Source organism: Maribacter sp. 4U21, from assembly GCF_002742365.1.
In the GTDB taxonomy this organism is placed as follows: domain Bacteria; phylum Bacteroidota; class Bacteroidia; order Flavobacteriales; family Flavobacteriaceae; genus Maribacter.
Genome location: NZ_MDGN01000029.1, coordinates 64,532 through 81,200, shown reverse-complemented (window position 1 = coordinate 81,200; position 16,669 = coordinate 64,532). Strand labels below are relative to the sequence as shown.

At 40.5% G+C, this 16,669-nt stretch carries 14 protein-coding genes; 4 read left to right on the top strand and 10 right to left on the bottom strand.

The window, feature by feature from the left end:
* Window positions 1–17: 17 nt before the first annotated feature.
* From BFP77_RS05260 to BFP77_RS05240, 5 genes are all read right to left on the bottom strand, one after another.
* Window positions 18–1,574, bottom strand: coding sequence for a M20/M25/M40 family metallo-hydrolase (locus BFP77_RS05260; RefSeq protein WP_099573003.1), 1,557 nt, complete (start codon window positions 1,572–1,574; stop codon window positions 18–20).
* Window positions 1,575–1,641: 67 nt separating this feature from the next.
* A complete protein-coding gene (locus tag BFP77_RS05255) occupies window positions 1,642–2,613 on the bottom strand; it encodes a 2-hydroxyacid dehydrogenase (protein ID WP_099573002.1) in 972 nt (323 codons plus the stop codon).
* A complete protein-coding gene (locus tag BFP77_RS05250) occupies window positions 2,614–3,102 on the bottom strand; it encodes a VOC family protein (RefSeq protein WP_099573001.1) in 489 nt (162 codons plus the stop codon).
* 4 nt (window positions 3,103–3,106) lie between these two features.
* The gene (locus tag BFP77_RS05245) at window positions 3,107–4,270 is read right to left on the bottom strand and encodes a mandelate racemase/muconate lactonizing enzyme family protein (RefSeq protein ID WP_099573000.1); all 1,164 of its coding nucleotides are present in this window, start codon (window positions 4,268–4,270) and stop codon (window positions 3,107–3,109) included.
* Window position 4,271: 1 nt separating this feature from the next.
* Entirely contained in the window at window positions 4,272–5,156 is an 885-nt protein-coding gene (locus BFP77_RS05240) for a sugar phosphate isomerase/epimerase family protein (protein WP_099572999.1), read from the bottom strand.
* A gap of 202 nt (window positions 5,157–5,358) precedes the next feature.
* Between BFP77_RS05240 and BFP77_RS05235 the strand changes: the two genes are divergently transcribed.
* Entirely contained in the window at window positions 5,359–5,586 is a 228-nt protein-coding gene (locus tag BFP77_RS05235) for a hypothetical protein (RefSeq protein WP_099572998.1), read from the top strand.
* A gap of 330 nt (window positions 5,587–5,916) precedes the next feature.
* Window positions 5,917–6,249, top strand: a complete 333-nt coding sequence (locus BFP77_RS05230) for a single-stranded DNA-binding protein (protein ID WP_099572997.1) — start codon at window positions 5,917–5,919, stop codon at window positions 6,247–6,249.
* A gap of 62 nt (window positions 6,250–6,311) precedes the next feature.
* Here the strand turns inward: BFP77_RS05230 and BFP77_RS05225 are convergent, their stop codons facing one another.
* Complete coding sequence (locus BFP77_RS05225) at window positions 6,312–7,454, bottom strand: gliding motility-associated C-terminal domain-containing protein (protein WP_099572996.1); 1,143 nt, start codon at window positions 7,452–7,454, stop codon at window positions 6,312–6,314.
* Between the two features lie 564 nt (window positions 7,455–8,018).
* On the opposite strand from BFP77_RS05225, the gene BFP77_RS05220 reads away from it, so the two are divergent.
* The gene (locus BFP77_RS05220; protein ID WP_099573031.1) at window positions 8,019–9,677 is read left to right on the top strand and encodes a solute:sodium symporter family transporter; all 1,659 of its coding nucleotides are present in this window, start codon (window positions 8,019–8,021) and stop codon (window positions 9,675–9,677) included.
* Window positions 9,678–9,691: 14 nt separating this feature from the next.
* Here the strand turns inward: BFP77_RS05220 and BFP77_RS05215 are convergent, their stop codons facing one another.
* On the bottom strand, window positions 9,692–10,528 hold the full coding sequence (locus tag BFP77_RS05215) for a phosphatase PAP2 family protein (protein ID WP_257212875.1): 837 nt from the start codon (window positions 10,526–10,528) through the stop codon (window positions 9,692–9,694).
* A 115-nt stretch (window positions 10,529–10,643) separates the two neighbouring features.
* Complete coding sequence (locus tag BFP77_RS05210; protein WP_099572995.1) at window positions 10,644–11,546, bottom strand: histone deacetylase family protein; 903 nt, start codon at window positions 11,544–11,546, stop codon at window positions 10,644–10,646.
* Window positions 11,547–11,588: 42 nt separating this feature from the next.
* On the opposite strand from BFP77_RS05210, the gene BFP77_RS05205 reads away from it, so the two are divergent.
* Window positions 11,589–12,542, top strand: a complete 954-nt coding sequence (locus BFP77_RS05205) for an L-threonylcarbamoyladenylate synthase (protein ID WP_099572994.1) — start codon at window positions 11,589–11,591, stop codon at window positions 12,540–12,542.
* Here the strand turns inward: BFP77_RS05205 and BFP77_RS05200 are convergent.
* Window positions 12,539–14,671, bottom strand: a complete 2,133-nt coding sequence (locus BFP77_RS05200; protein ID WP_099572993.1) for a Tex family protein — start codon at window positions 14,669–14,671, stop codon at window positions 12,539–12,541. The genes BFP77_RS05205 and BFP77_RS05200 overlap by 4 nt on opposite strands.
* Before the next feature lie 32 nt (window positions 14,672–14,703).
* A complete protein-coding gene (locus tag BFP77_RS05195) occupies window positions 14,704–16,653 on the bottom strand; it encodes an ATP-binding protein (protein WP_099572992.1) in 1,950 nt (649 codons plus the stop codon).
* Window positions 16,654–16,669 lie beyond the last annotated feature (16 nt).

Sequence of the window (16,669 nt, the reverse complement as noted above, 5' to 3'; positions counted from 1 at the left end):
GAGGTCATTACTTTTCATTAATCCAAGCCCCCTTTTCTATTGGGACTTCTTTGTGTTGGCCACGAAAGCGGCTCACCGGTTCTGCGGCTTGTGCCGATCAAAGTGGCTTTTTCGCGGGATGTCTTTTCAGGGTCTTCACTGGCCATATAAGTTAGTATGGCCGTTAAAATGGCATTGTTTCGTACATCGTCGAATACAATTTTATCATAGGTGTCCAGATTCGTGTGCCATGTATAGTTCCAATAACTCCAGCTCAAGGAACTTAAGGAAAATCCGGGTGCTCCTGCCGCTACGAATGAAGCATAATCAGAACCACCGCCGCCTGGAGTTCCTGGGAAAGTAGTTTCTATGTGTTTTTTGATGTCTTCTGGTACAGCTTCCAACCATCTTCCTAAATAATCATATGCGTGCAGAAACCCCTGACCAGATAAGCGAACAACACGGCCCGTACCATTATCTTGATTAAAAAGGGCTTGTAACCCGTCAACGATTTTTGGATTATCCTCTACAAAGGCCCGTGAACCGTTCAAACCCTGCTCCTCACTTCCCCAATGTCCTATAAGGATAGTGCGTTTTGGGTTAGGGTACACCTTTTTAAGAATACGTGCGGCCTCCAGCATGGTTATAGTACCCGTTCCGTTATCGGTGGCGCCGGTTGCTCCGTCCCAAGAATCAAAGTGGGCGGAGAGTATTACGTATTCATCCGGAAATTCAGTTCCGGGAATGGTTGCAATGGTATTGAAGGTGGGTACTTCTCCGAGTTCTTTGGATTCCGCTACGATTTTGATTTTTGGGTTGGCACCTTTCACTGCCATCCTGTAGAGCATGCCGTAATCTTCCAAGGATAAGTCTACCACTGGAATCTTATCGGTTCCAGCACTGAAAATCTTATTGGCTCCAAACCCTTCGGACCATCTGGATTGCGCAATACCCACCGCTCCTGCTTTTTCTAACGCAGCGTTGATATTTCTACTGGTATATCCTGTATTTCTAAAATTTTCGCGCCATGCTTTTTCCTTGGCATCACGCTCCGTTTTCATTTTTTCAAAGGATTCCGGCGTGGCGAATTCTTCCCAGTTATAATTCGGCCTTCCTGTAGGTTGCAGCATGCTCACCATCACAATTTTACCCTTTACGTTCGGTAGCCATTTTACGAAGGCTAAGGAATCGGATACCGTAGGCAGTGTAATCAAAGAGGCCGTTACGCCATTTTTTCCCGTACTTGGGTTCCAGGCCAATTGGGTGGCATGTAAAGAAGCAATTCTCGGAGAAACCATATCTACATGGGTAATACCGCGTTCCCATCCGCGCCATTTTCCCCATGCTTGATTTTCAGCCATAATACCCCATTTCTTATAGGTGTTTACTGCCCAATCGTGCGCGGTCTTCATTTGTGGTGTACCGACCAGTCTAGGACCGTTTACGTCCATTAGTTCATAGGCTAATTGTTCTAATTGTGAATTTTCGTTAGCTTCTTTTTCAATAGCGGATACTATTTCCGCCATAGATTGTGCGATAGTATAGTTGCTAATAAATAGTACGATAAGAAACAGCACGGGTAGTCTTTTTTTCATTTTCTAGTGTGTTGGTCGAATGATTTCAAGTTAAGGAATAAAAGAATAAAAGCGTAGTTATTTTCTTTTAAGATTTTTGAGAAAGACCAAGTTCATTGCGATTAAAGATGCAATTGGGTGCAGGTGCTTCCCCTCTCAAGATTTTCAAAGTATTTTCAACCGTCATCACACACATTTGAGTATAGGTAGTTGCCGTAAGACTACCTACGTGTGCCGTAATCAAAGTATTTGGATATTGAAGTAACGATTCTTTAGTTTCTGGAGGTTCAACTGCTAAAACATCCGAGGCAAAACCACCTATCTTTTTATTCGCCAACGCTTTGGAGAGTGCCTCTTGGTCAATGATTTTACCTCTTGCCGTATTTATAAGTAGGGCTGTGGTTTTCATTTTTGCCAAAGCTTTCTCATTAATTAAGTGTTCTGTTTCCGTCGTAAGGGGCAGATGAAGGCTAAGTGCGTCGGAATTCTTTAAAACTTCTTCTAGGCTTAAAAAAGGGTAGGGGACATCCTCTTTTTGAGCGCTCCAATAGATAATGTTCATTCCCATGGCATCCGCAATACGAGCTACCTTTTTGCCAATATTTCCAAGACCTAGAATTCCTAGTGTTTTACCATGAATTTCATCACCTACGTAAGTTCCTCTTTCGTTCCAACGACCTTCTTTTACCATGGTGATGGCATCATAAAGATTTCTCTGTAACATAAGTAGTAGCGAAATTGTATGTTCGGCAATGGTATTGGCATTGGAATTTGGAGCGTTCACTACTTTTATGCCCTTTTTCGTGGCTGCGGCAACATCGATATTGTCCAAACCAACACCGCAACGCGAAATGACTTTTAAATGGGGGAGTTGGTTCAATAATTTCTCCCGTACTTGACCCTTGCCACGGGTGATGATGGCATCTATGGTAGTATTGGCTATATTTTTTTGAAGTGATACTTCATCAAAACCGGTAATGATATTCATATCCGGAGCCTCCTCCAAAAGCTGCATTGCTTCCTTGGCCACGGTTTCTAAGAGTATAATGGTTTTAGGCATTTATTCTTTATGATATAAGGTGGCGTCCTTGGATTTGTATCCTCTAAAATCATTTCGGCCAGAGACATAGATGCCTGGTTTAAAAAGTTCATCCTTAAAAATCCTAGGGTCAATATGGGCTTCAGGGTCAGAGGATAGCTCTACTAAATTTCCCGATGGGTCCCGGACGAACATTTGTATGGCCCCGTCAGGTAACTGACGCACGTTTCCCCATGGTTCAATATCAATAATTCCCAATTCCTTCATTCTAAAGAATAGGGTATTTATGTCATCTACCTGAACACAGATATGACCTCTAAAGGAATAGGCGTCCTCCCATTCCGTAAGGTGTAATTGCTGTTCTTCATTGAACTTGAAAAAAGCTGTGGGATAGTCGAACAAGAAGGCAGGTATAGGTTCCAGTCCCAACTCATATTCGTAAAATTTACAGGCTTCCTCTAAATTACTTACCACTAGGGCTACATGATTTATTTTTACCGCTCGCGCCATGATTCTATTGTTTAAATTCCTTTACAAAAGCCCAGTTAGGGGTTAAACCCAAACCAGGCTTATCTGGTTCAGAGAGCATTCCATTAGCATCTACCGCTATCTGTTCTTGTACTAAATCGTACATCATAGGATTACCCCCTAGGGAGAATTCAATAACGTTAGCGGATGGTGATGCGAAAGCAACAGATACCCCGGCCATGAAGGAGAAAGCAGAACCCCAACAATGCGGTGCCAGCTCCAACTGGTACGTGTGTGCCAGTTGTGCTACGCGCATGGCTTCCGTAATACCACCAATGATGGCACAATCTGGTTGAATGACATCTAAAGCTCTTTGCGCTATCATATCCCTAACATCAAATGCCGTGTATTCACTTTCGCCAGCGGCTATAGGAATATCCGTACTGGCCCTGACTTCTGCCGTACCTGCTCTATTATCGGGGCTGAGGGGTTCTTCAAACCAGTAGAGATTACAATCTGCTACACCTCTGCAAAACTGTTTGGCTTCGGGTACGCTAAAGGTACCATGTGCATCGGTCATTAATTTGATATGGTCCGGTAAGGCCTCTCGTGCCGCTTTCACTCTTGTGATACTCGCCTGCACGGTCTCGTCCATAATTCCTACACGCATCTTTACGCCTGAAAACCCCTTTGAAGTGTAGCTTAACAATTGTTCCCCAATAGCATCTGCCTTTGCCCACCCACCACTGGCATAGGCAGGCATTTGTTCTCGGCAACTTCCGCCTAACAATTCCACTACAGGCACTCCTAGAGCTTTCCCCTTTAAGTCCCACAAAGCCGTGTCAATACCGCTCATGGCAGAAACGGTCAATCCCCGTCTCCCTAAAATTGGAAATTTGCGACCTCTGGATAAGGCATAATGGTCGCGCGTTCCGTTATAAATGTGTTCCCAGATTCGTGAGATATGTCGTGCATCTTTCCCTATTAATATGGGTTTAATTTCATTTTCAATACAACTTACGATGCTCGCACAAGAACCCGATGAACCTACTGCGGCCTTTGCTTCTCCAAACCCTTGTAGCCCGGAATCCGTGGTTACGACCACAAGGGTCATATCAAAATTAGTGAGTAAGCCGTAATCGGAGAAATGCTGTTTTTCCTTCGGAATGGGACACCGTAACCAAAAGGCTTCTACATTGGTGATTTTCATATTATAGCAAAGGTTTTAAGGTGTCGATGGATTTTTTCGTCAGCATGGAATAGAATTCTTCCGTTACCGCTGAGCTGCCATGGTCTTGCAAAAATTTCAGTTGTTCATCACTTAGCCCAACCGGTGCCGTGTCTATGGAATTTGGATAGGGATTGGCAGGAGTGCGGTCCATGGGCGCACAGAACTCTACCGATAATACGCCATCATACTGTATTTCCTTCAAGGTGCTCATAATCCGCATCCAGTCTAAATGGCCCATACCGGGCGCCATACGGTTGTTGTCCGCAACATGAAAATTCACAAGACGGCTCCCCACTTTTTTCATGGTGTCGAACATGTCCTCCTCTTCCAGGTTCATATGAAAGGTATCCAAGCAAACCCCGCAATTGGGACCTACCGCTTCTGCCAGTGCCAAGGCTTGTGCTCCGCGATTAATAAAGTAGGTTTCAAACCTATTAATGGGCTCAATACCTATACGTAGGTCATTGGCCTCCGTATAGGCATACACTTCCTTGATACCCGCTATAGCCCATTCCCATTCTTCTTCCGGTCGTGCATCGGGAATTATTTTACCCACAGTAGCCGGAACAAGGGAAATCACGGAACCGCCCAATTCTTTGACCATCTTGGCCAAATCCAACACATATTGTACGGACATTTGGCGTTGTGCCACATCCTTGGCCAACATATTACGCTCTTCTAGCATTAAGGTAACGGAACCCCAACATTGTATGCCATGTTTATCTAGCAAGGCTTTTACTTCTTTGGTATTATAGTTTTCTGGAGTACCCTGAATTTCAAGGTGAGTGTACCCCATTGCTGCAATCCGGGTTATGGTGCTTTCCAAAGGCTCGGCACGCATCCAATTGTGTATGGCTAATTTCATTTATGTTAGGTGGTTAGCTGTTAATAAACAGTAAGATAATTGAAAAAAATGAAAATATCTAGGCGGCTTTCTATTCTAGCGTAATGAAGCCTAACAGAAAACTATAACTAGGTTTTTCAGCCATATTTTAAATTTAGGGTTCTATGAGGTGATATAGGTTTGAAAAAGTAATATATTTATCACAAGGAGAAAAATAAAGGACATGATGAAAAAGCTATTGGGAATTCTGATAATTATAATAAGCATTGGTCTGATAGGGCGTCTCATTTTTACCCTACCTACTGTTGCCGCTGAATTTACTGAAGCATTAAATTCCGGTCAAGCACGTTCTTGGGGCGTTTTCACAGGAACACTACTGTTCCAAGTAGTTTTATGGGTCGTGGTCTATTTTCTTTTCAAATTCGGAAGGAATCTTTATCGGGTTAATTGAAAAATTAGAAATTTACTTTTCAACCTAGTCTTACAAAAGTGATAGATGCCAAAAATTACGTTCCAGTAGTTCGCTAAACTATTTTATTTAATCCGCCCAATTTATATATAATTACCTAATAATCGGTAATATAAAAGTTTTCAAACGACTACAAATGATTACAAACGAAAGTAAGTATTTTGTAACCGTATAACTTTTAAGTCTCGTTCTATGTTTGCAGTGTCCAAATGATAAAGCGTGTAATTCACAACTTATTACAGGATGAATTAAAAAGATACTGAAGCGATTTCAGTATTAAGTATTAACTGTTTAACGATAAAATAAATTATTATGAACGCACTTAAAAACAAAGTACAGTTGATTGGAAATTTGGGTCAGGACCCAGAAATTGTAAATCTTGATGGTGGAGCCAAATTGGCAAAATTTTCCATAGCCACAACAGAAAGCTATAAAAACAATAAAGGAGAAAAGGTAGACGACACGCAATGGCATAATGTGGTCGCCTGGGGTAAAACTGCAGAAATCGTAGAAAATTACCTGACCAAAGGAAAGCAGGTGGCCGTAGAGGGGAAATTAACACATCGCTCCTATGAGACCAAAGAGGGAGAAAAACGATATATTACCGAGGTTCGTTGTAACGAGCTTTTGATGTTGGGTAAATAATATCATAGTCACCGTAAGACCCCGTGGACTTTTCATAGTCTTGCGGGGTCTTTATGTTGCAGCTATTCTCTCTGCAGGTACAAGAAACCTTGTAGGGTAAGTTCTTTATTGTTAAGGTGTATTAAATAAAAATATATGCCAGATGGCAGTCCGGTATCCCGATTAAAAGCTGCGATACTTGTAGAAGTTGTTCCCTTAAATTCATTGGTGTAGTTTTCGGTTTCAAATACTTTGAGACCGTTCCTATCAAATATTTGCATGGTATTACTTTCGTATTCCTCCAATTCTGGAATATATAGAAAATCGTTAATGCCATCATTATTAGGCTTAACGATATAATGATAACCTTTGTGAGATAGGGGAGCGGCAGTACCCACTGTACCAAAAGAAATTGCCTCATAGTCGTTGGGGATAAAATTATCAGATGTCACAAATCCCTCATTGATACTACCTGTGGTTTCCAACGAACCCAGATCTTGCCATTCATTGGTTTCTTTATGATAGGCCACAATAGTAAGAAATTGCGTATTCGAAGTTAGTTCCGCGATAGCGCTCCTATCGTTCCAACTTAGGGTTATTGATACTGATGAACTTCCTTCTAACTTCCAGAATTCATTTGTGCTAATTGCGACAATCTCATTTTTAGAGTCGTTATGTTCCAGGTAGACGTCTAATGGATTCTCAAAAAAATAGGCACATTTTAGGGTGGAGTTTTGAGGTGATGTGTTTACAGCCAAGGGTCTTAAGTAAAATTCATCACCTACAGGAAATATATAATCGCCACTAACTACGCTTTGGGCATAGCCATCTATTTTGGAAAAATCCGATGCACCCTCGTAAAAAGCGTCCGCCGTTAGCTCCAAATATGTATTGGAATTGTATTTGTCCGTTCTAATATCCCCGTAGATATAGTTCATGTTATTGTTTACGGTTATAGGAATATTTAGAAAGACACCTTCTTCGTGGGCAACTTCCATATCATAAATATTTGGAGTGCTACTGCCGGAGAAAGAAAGGCTTTTTTCTCCATAAATTCCCAATAGACCAGAATAGCTTATTAGAGAACCGTTGTTAACCACCGAGGAGAAAAAACCCAGTTGACCGTTGTTATGGATTTCGGTATCTCCAACATTTCTAATGGTCTGCGAACGTAAAGAACACAAAGCAAATAGGACAATTAAAAATAAAAAGAGATTCTTTTTCATCTTTATTAATAATCTAAAACGGTAAAAAAGAAGGGTTTGTCTACATAGTTGGTGGTCGCCATAGTCTGTACAATGGCGACGGAAAATGCTGTAGTAGTCTGTGCCGTTACATAAATTTTGATATCATTAAGTGCAGTTTCCAGAACGGATAATTGTATAGGATAATTACTGTTGGTTCTTGCAGTTGCAAAGGTAAGGGTGTACCGACCCGTACCATTTTTAAAGGCACTTGCTATACCCGATGCGGTTATTGTGGAAGAGGCTGCTAACGCCCGTTAGGATATTCAACGTAATTCAGTTAAAAATCACAGCTTTTTTTAAAGGAAAATCTCTTATGGTAGAAAATGAGGTCTAAGTTTTGTTTCAGGCATAGAACACCTGTAATACTTAGGTCTATTCAGTTTCCAAAGTAATTCTAGTCAGCTCGAACTGGGGGAGTATTAATTTACGGCAAAATTGGTGTTCTACTCTTGGATGTATTATATTAGACCCTTCGCTTCTATGTATATGCTGCAAATTAGTGCAGTTACAGAGCGTGTTAACCAATTAACCAATTCAACCCTCATGGATTACTTATCTATTTTCTCTTTTATTGGATTTACACTATTGGTAGCGATTATCGCTTGGTACGCTACAAGAAACACCAATGAAAGTACCGCAGACGGATATTTCCTCGGTGGAAGGAGTTTGGGTGCCTTGACTATTGCAGGTTCCTTGTTATTGACCAATCTTTCGGCAGAACAAATAGTGGGTTTAAACGGTCAGGCATTTTCTGAGGGAATACTCGTGATGGCTTGGGAAACACTTGCCGCTATAGCCATGGTGATTACAGCTATCTGGTTTCTGCCCAAGTATATGAAAAAGGGTATTACCACCATTCCTGAATTTATACAGGGTCGTTTTGACGAAAACACCAAGGCCATTCTATCCATATTATTTTTAATCGCATTTGGTATTGTGTTATTACCGACCATTCTTTATGCAGGTTCTAAGGCTTTTATCACCATGTTCGAATTGCCCGATGCTTTGGGAGTTTCGGAGACGGCCGCTTATTGGATATGTGTTTGGAGTATTGGTTTAATAGGAATTATATACGCAATATATGGTGGTCTAAAAGCGGTAGCCGTGTCAGATTTGGTCAATGCTATAGGTTTGTTGGTTGGTGGTCTGGCTATACCTTACTTTGGATTGGTTATGATTAGTGATGACAATAGTATCGCTGGAGGTTTGTCCAAGTTATGGGTAGACAATCAGGATAAATTTGATGTCACCGGCGATATTACTTCTTCCATACCTGTAGGGACTATTTTTACGGGAATGATGATTGCGCAGATGTATTACTGGGGTACGAACCAAGCTATTTTGCAACGTGTCTTTGGAGCGAAAAGCTTAGCCGAAGGTCAAAAAGGGATGTTGCTAGCGGCATTTGTGAAATTCTTGATTCCTGTTATCGTGGTGTTACCAGGTATTATCGCTTTTAATATGTTCGGGTCTGAGTTAAACGATGCGGACGCCTCCTATCCAGAGCTGGTTAGAAGGGTGCTTCCAGGTGGATTGTTAGGATTCTTCGCCGCAGTTTTATTTGGTGCTATATTAAGTTCGTTCAATAGTCTTTTGAACAGTAGCGCTACCTTATTCGGTTTTGATCTGTATAAAAAGTTTTTCAACCCTGAAGCAAGCGAATTACAGACAGTAAAAGCAGGAAAACGTTTCGGTTTGGCATTGGCGGTTATCTCAATGTCCATAGCCCCATTTATACGTTATGCTCCAGATGGTTTGTTCTCTTATATACAGCAGGCGTTAGGAAGTTTAAGTGTGCCTATTTTAGCCGTCGTCGTTATAGGAATTTTGACCAAAAAGGTACCAGCCTTAGGTGCTAAGGTTGTTTTAATTGGTGGGGTGATTATGTATTTGATCAGTCTGTTAGGATTGGGTCCCGCAATGATTGATTCAGCTATGGCCAAGGCAGCTGAGAATGGCATTACAGATGCGGGCCAATTAGCAATTATAAAGGCTGAAGCTTATCCTCATTTTCTCCACATCATGGGAATACTGTTCGTGGTTAACATTATTATTATGCTCATTATTGGTGCTGTTAAACCAAAAACTGAGGAGTATGTGCCAGAGGTGACTAAAGTAATCGATACTACGCCTTGGAAGTATGCTACGGTCGTTGGTATTTTGGTCGCGTTGTTGGTTCTAAGTACCTATCTGATTTTTTAGGAGAAGGTCGTTTTTTAGAATTCTAGATGTAACCCTACTTGGCCCGGTCCAAAGTTAAGGTTCCAACTTAGTTTTTTGGCATTGTCATTATATTTTTGGTCGTATTTAGAGTCTAAATAGCGGTCTATCGATTCCACGGTAAAAATACTGATAGCCACACCTAGAACTACATCGGAGAGCCAATGTTTACCCTCCCATAGCCTTGATATGGCCGGAATAGAACCAAGCGTATAGATTCCCGTTTTCACCCAACCATTTTTAAATTGTTTGGCTATGGCATGAGCATTGGTCATTGCTAAAATGGTATGGCCTGACGGAAAGGAATGAAATTCTCTATCACCCGCCCATAGTGGTCTATAGGTATCTTTATTTTTACCGCTTAAGGGTCTTGCCCTACCTACTGCGGATTTTAGTATCTGCTGTAAAAGTCCCGCTGAGGAGGCCGACGAAATTAAGAGCGCCCCTGTTCGTCTTAATTTTTCATTTTTACTGATTAAACCTGTAAGATAAACGGCACCTGTGACCATATAATTATTCTCTGGACTTCCATAGTTGAATCCGTAATCGCGAATAACATTGGGTACGTCTTCTTTAATACCTCTGAAATATTTGCTGGTAGGGGTGTCCACTAAATAGGAAATACCAGTACCTCCCATCGTATAACCAAAAGTGGCCCAACCTTTCCCAGTCCAATGTAGCGGTCTGCTGTAGGAATAGCCTATGCCTTTAAACACGTTTCCTATGTCATAGGTAAACATTTGCCATCTGGTTTCAACAGAATCTTTAGAAGTGCTTTGAGCCAAACAAGTGAAGGAAAATAGAATGAAGAATACTAATATGGAATTTTTCAAAATGCTGTTTTTAGAACTCGTAAATTAAAAAAATAAACAAAAAACTATTATTTCTAACGATTGGAAAGTTAGCTCAATCTATTATTCATCGCTGAAGGTTAAGATAGAAATTTTGTCAAAAATAAATTCCTTGCGCTAACCTAAATGTATTGGCATGGGCATCAACAATAACCTTAATGTCAGGAGAGTAGCCACCACCCATACTACATTGCACGGGTATTTGAAGCCTGTGGCAGGTTTCTAGGACAAAGCGGTCTCTTTCCTTGCAACCTTCAACGGTTAAACTTAATGTCCCTAATTTGTCCGTTTCAATAACGTCTACGCCACATAGGTAAAATATAAAATCCGGTTGTTGTTCGTTAATAAGTTTTGGAAGGGTTTTTTTCAAAATAGATAAATATGTGTTATCCGTTGTTCCTTTTTCCAAAGGAATGTCCAAATCTGAATACTCCTTTTTAAAGGGATAATTACCTGCCCCATGTATGGAAAAGGTGAAAACGGAGGCGTCATTTGCAAAGATTTCAGCTGTCCCGTTACCTTGATGTACATCCAAATCGACAATTAGTATTTTCCTTGCCAACCCTTTTGATTGTAAGTATCTAGCCCCTATAGCTTGGTCATTTAGCATACAGAAGGCTTCCCCTTTATCGGTATAGGCATGATGCGTGCCACCGGCAATATTCATGGCAATTCCGAATTGTATGGCGTACTCACAGGCTTTCATGGTTCCGTCCGCAATGATTCGCTCACGCTCTACCAAATCCTCCGTGAGGGGAAAACCTATTTTTCGGGCTTCTTTGGGTGGAATTTTAATGTTCAATAAATCGTAGAAGTATTCCGGGTCGTGCACCGCAACAATATGCTTATCGTTCGGTATTTCTGGTTCAAAAAAATTGGTTTTCTCACAAGTACCTTCATAGAGGAGTTGTTTGGGAAGCAAATCGTACTTAAGCATGGGAAACCGATGTCCTTCCGGTAACGGATGTTTGTAAATAGGGTGAAACGCAATTCTTAACATAGCAGCACAAAAATACCAAAAACCTGCACTACCTTTGTAACAATGCGTACTTCAATTACTACAGATATTGCCTTTTGTCAAAAGCTTTTAAAAACAGGCGAATTGGTGGCCATACCCACGGAGACGGTTTATGGGTTAGCAGCGAGCATCATGGATATAGGAGCTATAGCACGTATTTTTGAAATGAAGGGTAGACCTATGTTCAATCCTTTAATAGTTCATATTCATAGCTTAGAGCAATTGTCTTTTTTGGCGAGGGATATTCCCGAAAACGCCCTAAGACTGGCACGAGCTTTTTGGCCGGGCTCACTAACGCTTATTTTGCCCAAGACGGCGAAAGTTTCCGATACGATTACGGCAGGCAAACCTACGGTGGGTATCCGTATGCCAAATCACCCAAAGACCTTAGCATTGTTAAAGGGGCTGCCTTTTCCCATCGCGGCACCCAGTGCAAATCCGTCCACCAGAGTTAGTCCTACTTCTGCGGAACATGTGTTCTCTTATTTTGGAACGAAGCTACCGGCTATTTTAGATGGCGGACCTTGCGAAGTGGGTTTAGAATCTACCATTGTAGGATTCAAGGGAGAAACGCCTATCATATATCGAAAAGGGGGGATTTCCGTTGAGGCTATCGAAGCTATCGTCGGTAAAGTTCAATTGGTTACTAAAGAAGATAAAGCGCCAGTGGCTCCGGGAATGTTGGCAAAGCACTATGCTCCAAAGACTAAACTAATCATTAGTAGCAGTGTGGCTGAAACAGTTGAAGAATATATAGGCTTTAAAGTGGGTGTCATTTCTTTTTGCTCGAATTATGAAAGGGTTGAAGCGCTGAGAGTACTTTCACAAGAAGGCGATCTTGCTATAGCCGCAAAAAACCTTTTTTCCGCTTTACATGAGCTGGATCAGATGGAACTGGATTTCATTGTCGCAGAGAAATTTCCGGAAGAAGGTTTAGGGAGGAGTATTAACGACCGTCTGGAACGGGCGGCATACTAAGTTTTCTTATGCATTGCCAGCTGTATTCTTTTTCTGGGAATATCTACGGATAATACTTTTACAATAAGTTGCTGGTTCAAGTGAACATGAGCGTTCACATCCTTTACAAAAGTATCCGCTAAATTAGATACGTGAATAAGGCCACTTTCCTTAATGCCGATATCTACAAAACATCCAAAATTGGTAATATTGTTGACAATACCTGGGAGCAATTGCCCGTCTTGCAGATCACCTATGGATTTTATGTTTTGATCAAAAGAAAAAACCTTCGCCTTTTCCCTTTTGTCCAAACCGGGTTTCTCCAGTTCTTCTACAATATCCTGTAATGTAGGTAAACCTGCTTCTTCAGAACAATACTGCCGTAAATCTATTTCTTTGAGTTCCCTTTTGTTTCCGATTAAATCAGATAGGGATATTCCCCTATCTTTTGCCATTTGTTGTACAATGGTATAGCTTTCCGGATGCACTGCAGAATCGTCCAACGGATTTTCCCCGTCTTTAATACGAAGAAATCCCGCGCCTTGTTCAAAAGCTTTACCGCCTAAACGGGCAACTTTTTTAATTTCGTTCCGTGAAGGAAAAGCACCATTTTCAGTTCGGTACGCAACTATGTTTTCTGCTAATTTTGGACCTATTCCACTAACATAACTCAATAATGGAACACTGGCGGTATTGATATTAACACCTACTGAATTAACACAGCTTTCCACCACGCGGTCCAGGGATGTCTTTAACTTGGTTTGGTCCACATCGTGCTGATATTGACCTATGCCAATAGATTTGGGGTCTATTTTAACCAGTTCCCCTAGAGGGTCTGCTAGCCTACGACCAATGGAAACTGCACCTCTTACGGTGACATCATAGTTGGGAAATTCATCCCGAGCAATTTTAGAGGCAGAATATATGGATGCTCCAGCCTCGCTCACCACAAAGACTTCAATCGGATCTTTGAACACCACCTTTTTAACCAACCCTTCTGTTTCTCTGGAGGCCGTTCCGTTGCCAATGGCAATGGCTTCAATTTTATAGGCATTGGCCAAAGAGCTTAGTTTTTTAATACTTCCAGACACATCGTTTTGCGGGGCGTGCGGGTAAATCGTTTCATTGTGCACCAAGTTTCCCTGTTGGTCTAAGCAAACTATTTTACAACCTGTTCTAAAACCAGGGTCAATCGCTAAAATTCGCTTTTCACCTAGTGGGGGGCTCAGTAAAAGTTGTCTTAAATTTTTAGCGAATACCTCTATAGCATTGCTGTCTGCTTTTTCCTTGGCCTTTTTTAATAATTCAGCACTTAGTGAGGGAAATAAGAGCCTTTTATAGGCATCTGATATAGCCATTTTAATCTGCTCCGCACTTTCGGTAGTATCATTTTTAATGATGCGTTGCTGTATACGTTTCAATGCCCGATCGTCGTCAATCTCAATTTTAATACGGATGTATTTTTCCGATTCCGCGCGGGAAATAGCTAGGAATCGGTGAGATGGACAACGATTTAAAGCTTCGCTCCAATCAAAGTAATCCCGGTACTTCTGTGCTTTTTCCTGATCTTTTTGTTTAGCGACAACTTTGGTCGTAATCATGGCAAAGCGTTCTAATTGCCGTCGTAGTTGATTTCTGATATCGGTACGTTCATTGACCCACTCTGCAATAATATGTCTTGCTCCTTCTAAGGCTACATCCTCGTTTTGCACTTCTGCATTTAAGTACTTACCTGCCAAATATTCCAACTCTTCGGTACGTTGGGCCATAATAATTTTGGCCAAGGGGTTCAATCCGTTCTTACGGGCAACTTCTGCCTTTGTTTTTTTGCTTTTTTTGAACGGCAGGTACAAATCTTCCAGATTAGTGAGATTGGCGCATGATTCAATTTTTGATTTTAGTTCTGCGGTTAGGACACCTTGTTCTTCAATGGCCTTAAGAATAGTGGATTTCCGTTTCTGTAATACTTCAAATTCATTCTTATACTTTACAATATCACCTATCTGCACTTCATCCAACCCACCAGTTGCCTCTTTTCGGTAGCGGGAGATAAACGGAATGGTACAATCCTGATTTAGAAGTGCTACTGTATTTTGAATTGATTTTTCAGGGAGTTGGGTGTGTTGAAGAATAAAAGGAGTTAATTGCATTCGGGGTTGTATGGATAGCTTTTCGGCTCTTATTAAAATTTAATTTCGGGAAGGTACTTATTCAGTACTTCTTGAATTTTTTGTTTACCTATTGGTTTTGAAAGTATTTCATTACAACCTGCAGTAAGTATTTGCGCTGTCTCTTCTTGCATTACAAAAGCACTTTGAGCAATTATCGGAATATGATTATTGTGTGTTCTTATCTCCTTTGTAGCAGAAATGCCATCTAGAACAGGCATTTTAATATCCATAAGTATTAAATCGACGCTGGTGTTCTTTAGAAAGATACTAATAGCTTCTTTTCCATTCTTAGCATGCAGAACTTCACAAAATTCGGAGAGCCACATTTCCAAAAGAAAAAAATTAGCTTCTTCGTCTTCAGCTATTAGAATGGTATATTTCTCGTGAGTTGGATGTTCTTTAAGAATAGGTAAATAGGGTATTTTAAAATGGAACGTGCTTCCCATTCCCAATGTGGAATCTAACCATATGTCCCCGCCGAAAAGTTTAACGAACCCTGCGGCGATAGGGATACCTAGGCCACTACCGTAACTTATTTCATTAGTGTCATTAATCTGTCTAAACCGCTCAAAAATTAACTTCTGATTATTCGGGTCAATACCTTTTCCCGAATCAGTTACATAGAACTCTAAGTATTCTTGATTTATTCGATATCCAAATTCTATCGATGGGGAATGTGCATACTTGTAGGCATTCTCTATTAGATTTGATAATATCTGCTCTAGTCTTGTAGCATCTGTACTTATGTAACTAGAGTTATCTCCTAGAGTTTTATACGTTATCAGCTTAATGTCTTTATTTTGATTGATGATTTCAAATTGCTCTTTTAGCCCATCGATCAACTTATTTAAATTTTTAGTTGTGTAATTTAGTTTTTGTTGTTGAGATTCTAATTTTGATATATCAAGAATATCGGAAATTATCGTTAATAGTTTATTTCCAGAATTTTTTATGTGTTCTAAGCATCTGTTGTGGTCTTCAACCTTTAATGTTTTGTCGCTTAGTAGTTCAGAAAACCCTAGAATAGCATTAAGAGGTGTTCTAATTTCATGAGACATATTAGCAAGAAATGCTGATTTTAGTTTTTCGCTTTCCTCAACATTCTTATAGGCCATTTCCAGATTTATGCGCTCTTGCTCTTTGGTTGTTATGTCTTTTGCAAAAAATGCAAGTTCACCGGGTTTGGGACAAAACGATGAAATTTCGTAATATTTGTTGTTGTAATCGTTGTAATAGACCGAAACATTAGGTTCTCCTGTTAATGCTACCTTTATGAAAGTGGACATCCACGAGGCGTCTAAATTAGGAAATGCTTCTGCCATAGTTTTCCCGATGACATCCTTTGCTTTTAATTTGGTCTGTAGCTCATATACTTTGTTAACCTCTAATATTTTAAAATCATAGGGCTCATTTTTTTTGTTATAAAGTATTTTACAATATTGAAAACCATCGCTGAGGTTATTGAGTACGTCATATTTTAGTTTCTCACTTTTCTTTAACAATTTGTTGGCCTCTAGTAGCTTAATGTGTTCCGTTATATCTTCAAAAAGCATCATGAATTCGCCTCTTTTGCTGGAATAAGCGGTTGATCTGTAATAACGATTCGTATACCTATTATAACCTTCAATAGTTTCTGGCACTTGTGTCAATGCAACCCTTCCATAAGCACTTATCCATGAATTTTCGGCATTAGGGTCGATTTCACGAAATGTTTTCCCTATGGCAAACTCCCTTCGAATACCAGTATGTTTTTCGTAAGCCGGATTTACTTCGATGATGCGATAGTCCATGGGAATATTATCTTCGTCGCAAATGATTTGACATCGTGCCAAACCTTGGGACATGACATCTGTTAGTGCGTTGAAAATTCGAGGTAGGTCTTTATATTCCCAATTACGTTCAACGTGAGCATAATCAATAGTATTTTCTGATACCTTATAACTTTTCGTGTGGCTTTTCATTTGAGTTTTTCTTAAG

Excerpts from the sequence above, each read along its gene's own strand:
- BFP77_RS05195 (WP_099572992.1), bottom strand. The coding sequence starts at position 16,653 with ATGAAAAGCCACACGAAAAGTTATAAGGTATCAGAAAATACTATTGAT.
- BFP77_RS05240 (WP_099572999.1), bottom strand. The coding sequence starts at position 5,156 with ATGAAATTAGCCATACACAATTGGATGCGTGCCGAGCCTTTGGAAAGC.
- BFP77_RS05225 (WP_099572996.1), bottom strand. The coding sequence starts at position 7,454 with ATGAAAAAGAATCTCTTTTTATTTTTAATTGTCCTATTTGCTTTGTGT.
- BFP77_RS05255 (WP_099573002.1), bottom strand. The coding sequence starts at position 2,613 with ATGCCTAAAACCATTATACTCTTAGAAACCGTGGCCAAGGAAGCAATG.
- BFP77_RS05220 (WP_099573031.1), top strand. The coding sequence starts at position 8,019 with ATGGATTACTTATCTATTTTCTCTTTTATTGGATTTACACTATTGGTA.
- BFP77_RS05260 (WP_099573003.1), bottom strand. The coding sequence starts at position 1,574 with ATGAAAAAAAGACTACCCGTGCTGTTTCTTATCGTACTATTTATTAGC.
- BFP77_RS05235 (WP_099572998.1), top strand. The coding sequence starts at position 5,359 with ATGATGAAAAAGCTATTGGGAATTCTGATAATTATAATAAGCATTGGT.
- BFP77_RS05200 (WP_099572993.1), bottom strand. The coding sequence starts at position 14,671 with ATGCAATTAACTCCTTTTATTCTTCAACACACCCAACTCCCTGAAAAA.
- BFP77_RS05230 (WP_099572997.1), top strand. The coding sequence starts at position 5,917 with ATGAACGCACTTAAAAACAAAGTACAGTTGATTGGAAATTTGGGTCAG.
- BFP77_RS05205 (WP_099572994.1), top strand. The coding sequence starts at position 11,589 with ATGCGTACTTCAATTACTACAGATATTGCCTTTTGTCAAAAGCTTTTA.
- BFP77_RS05245 (WP_099573000.1), bottom strand. The coding sequence starts at position 4,270 with ATGAAAATCACCAATGTAGAAGCCTTTTGGTTACGGTGTCCCATTCCG.
- BFP77_RS05250 (WP_099573001.1), bottom strand. The coding sequence starts at position 3,102 with ATGGCGCGAGCGGTAAAAATAAATCATGTAGCCCTAGTGGTAAGTAAT.
- BFP77_RS05210 (WP_099572995.1), bottom strand. The coding sequence starts at position 11,546 with ATGTTAAGAATTGCGTTTCACCCTATTTACAAACATCCGTTACCGGAA.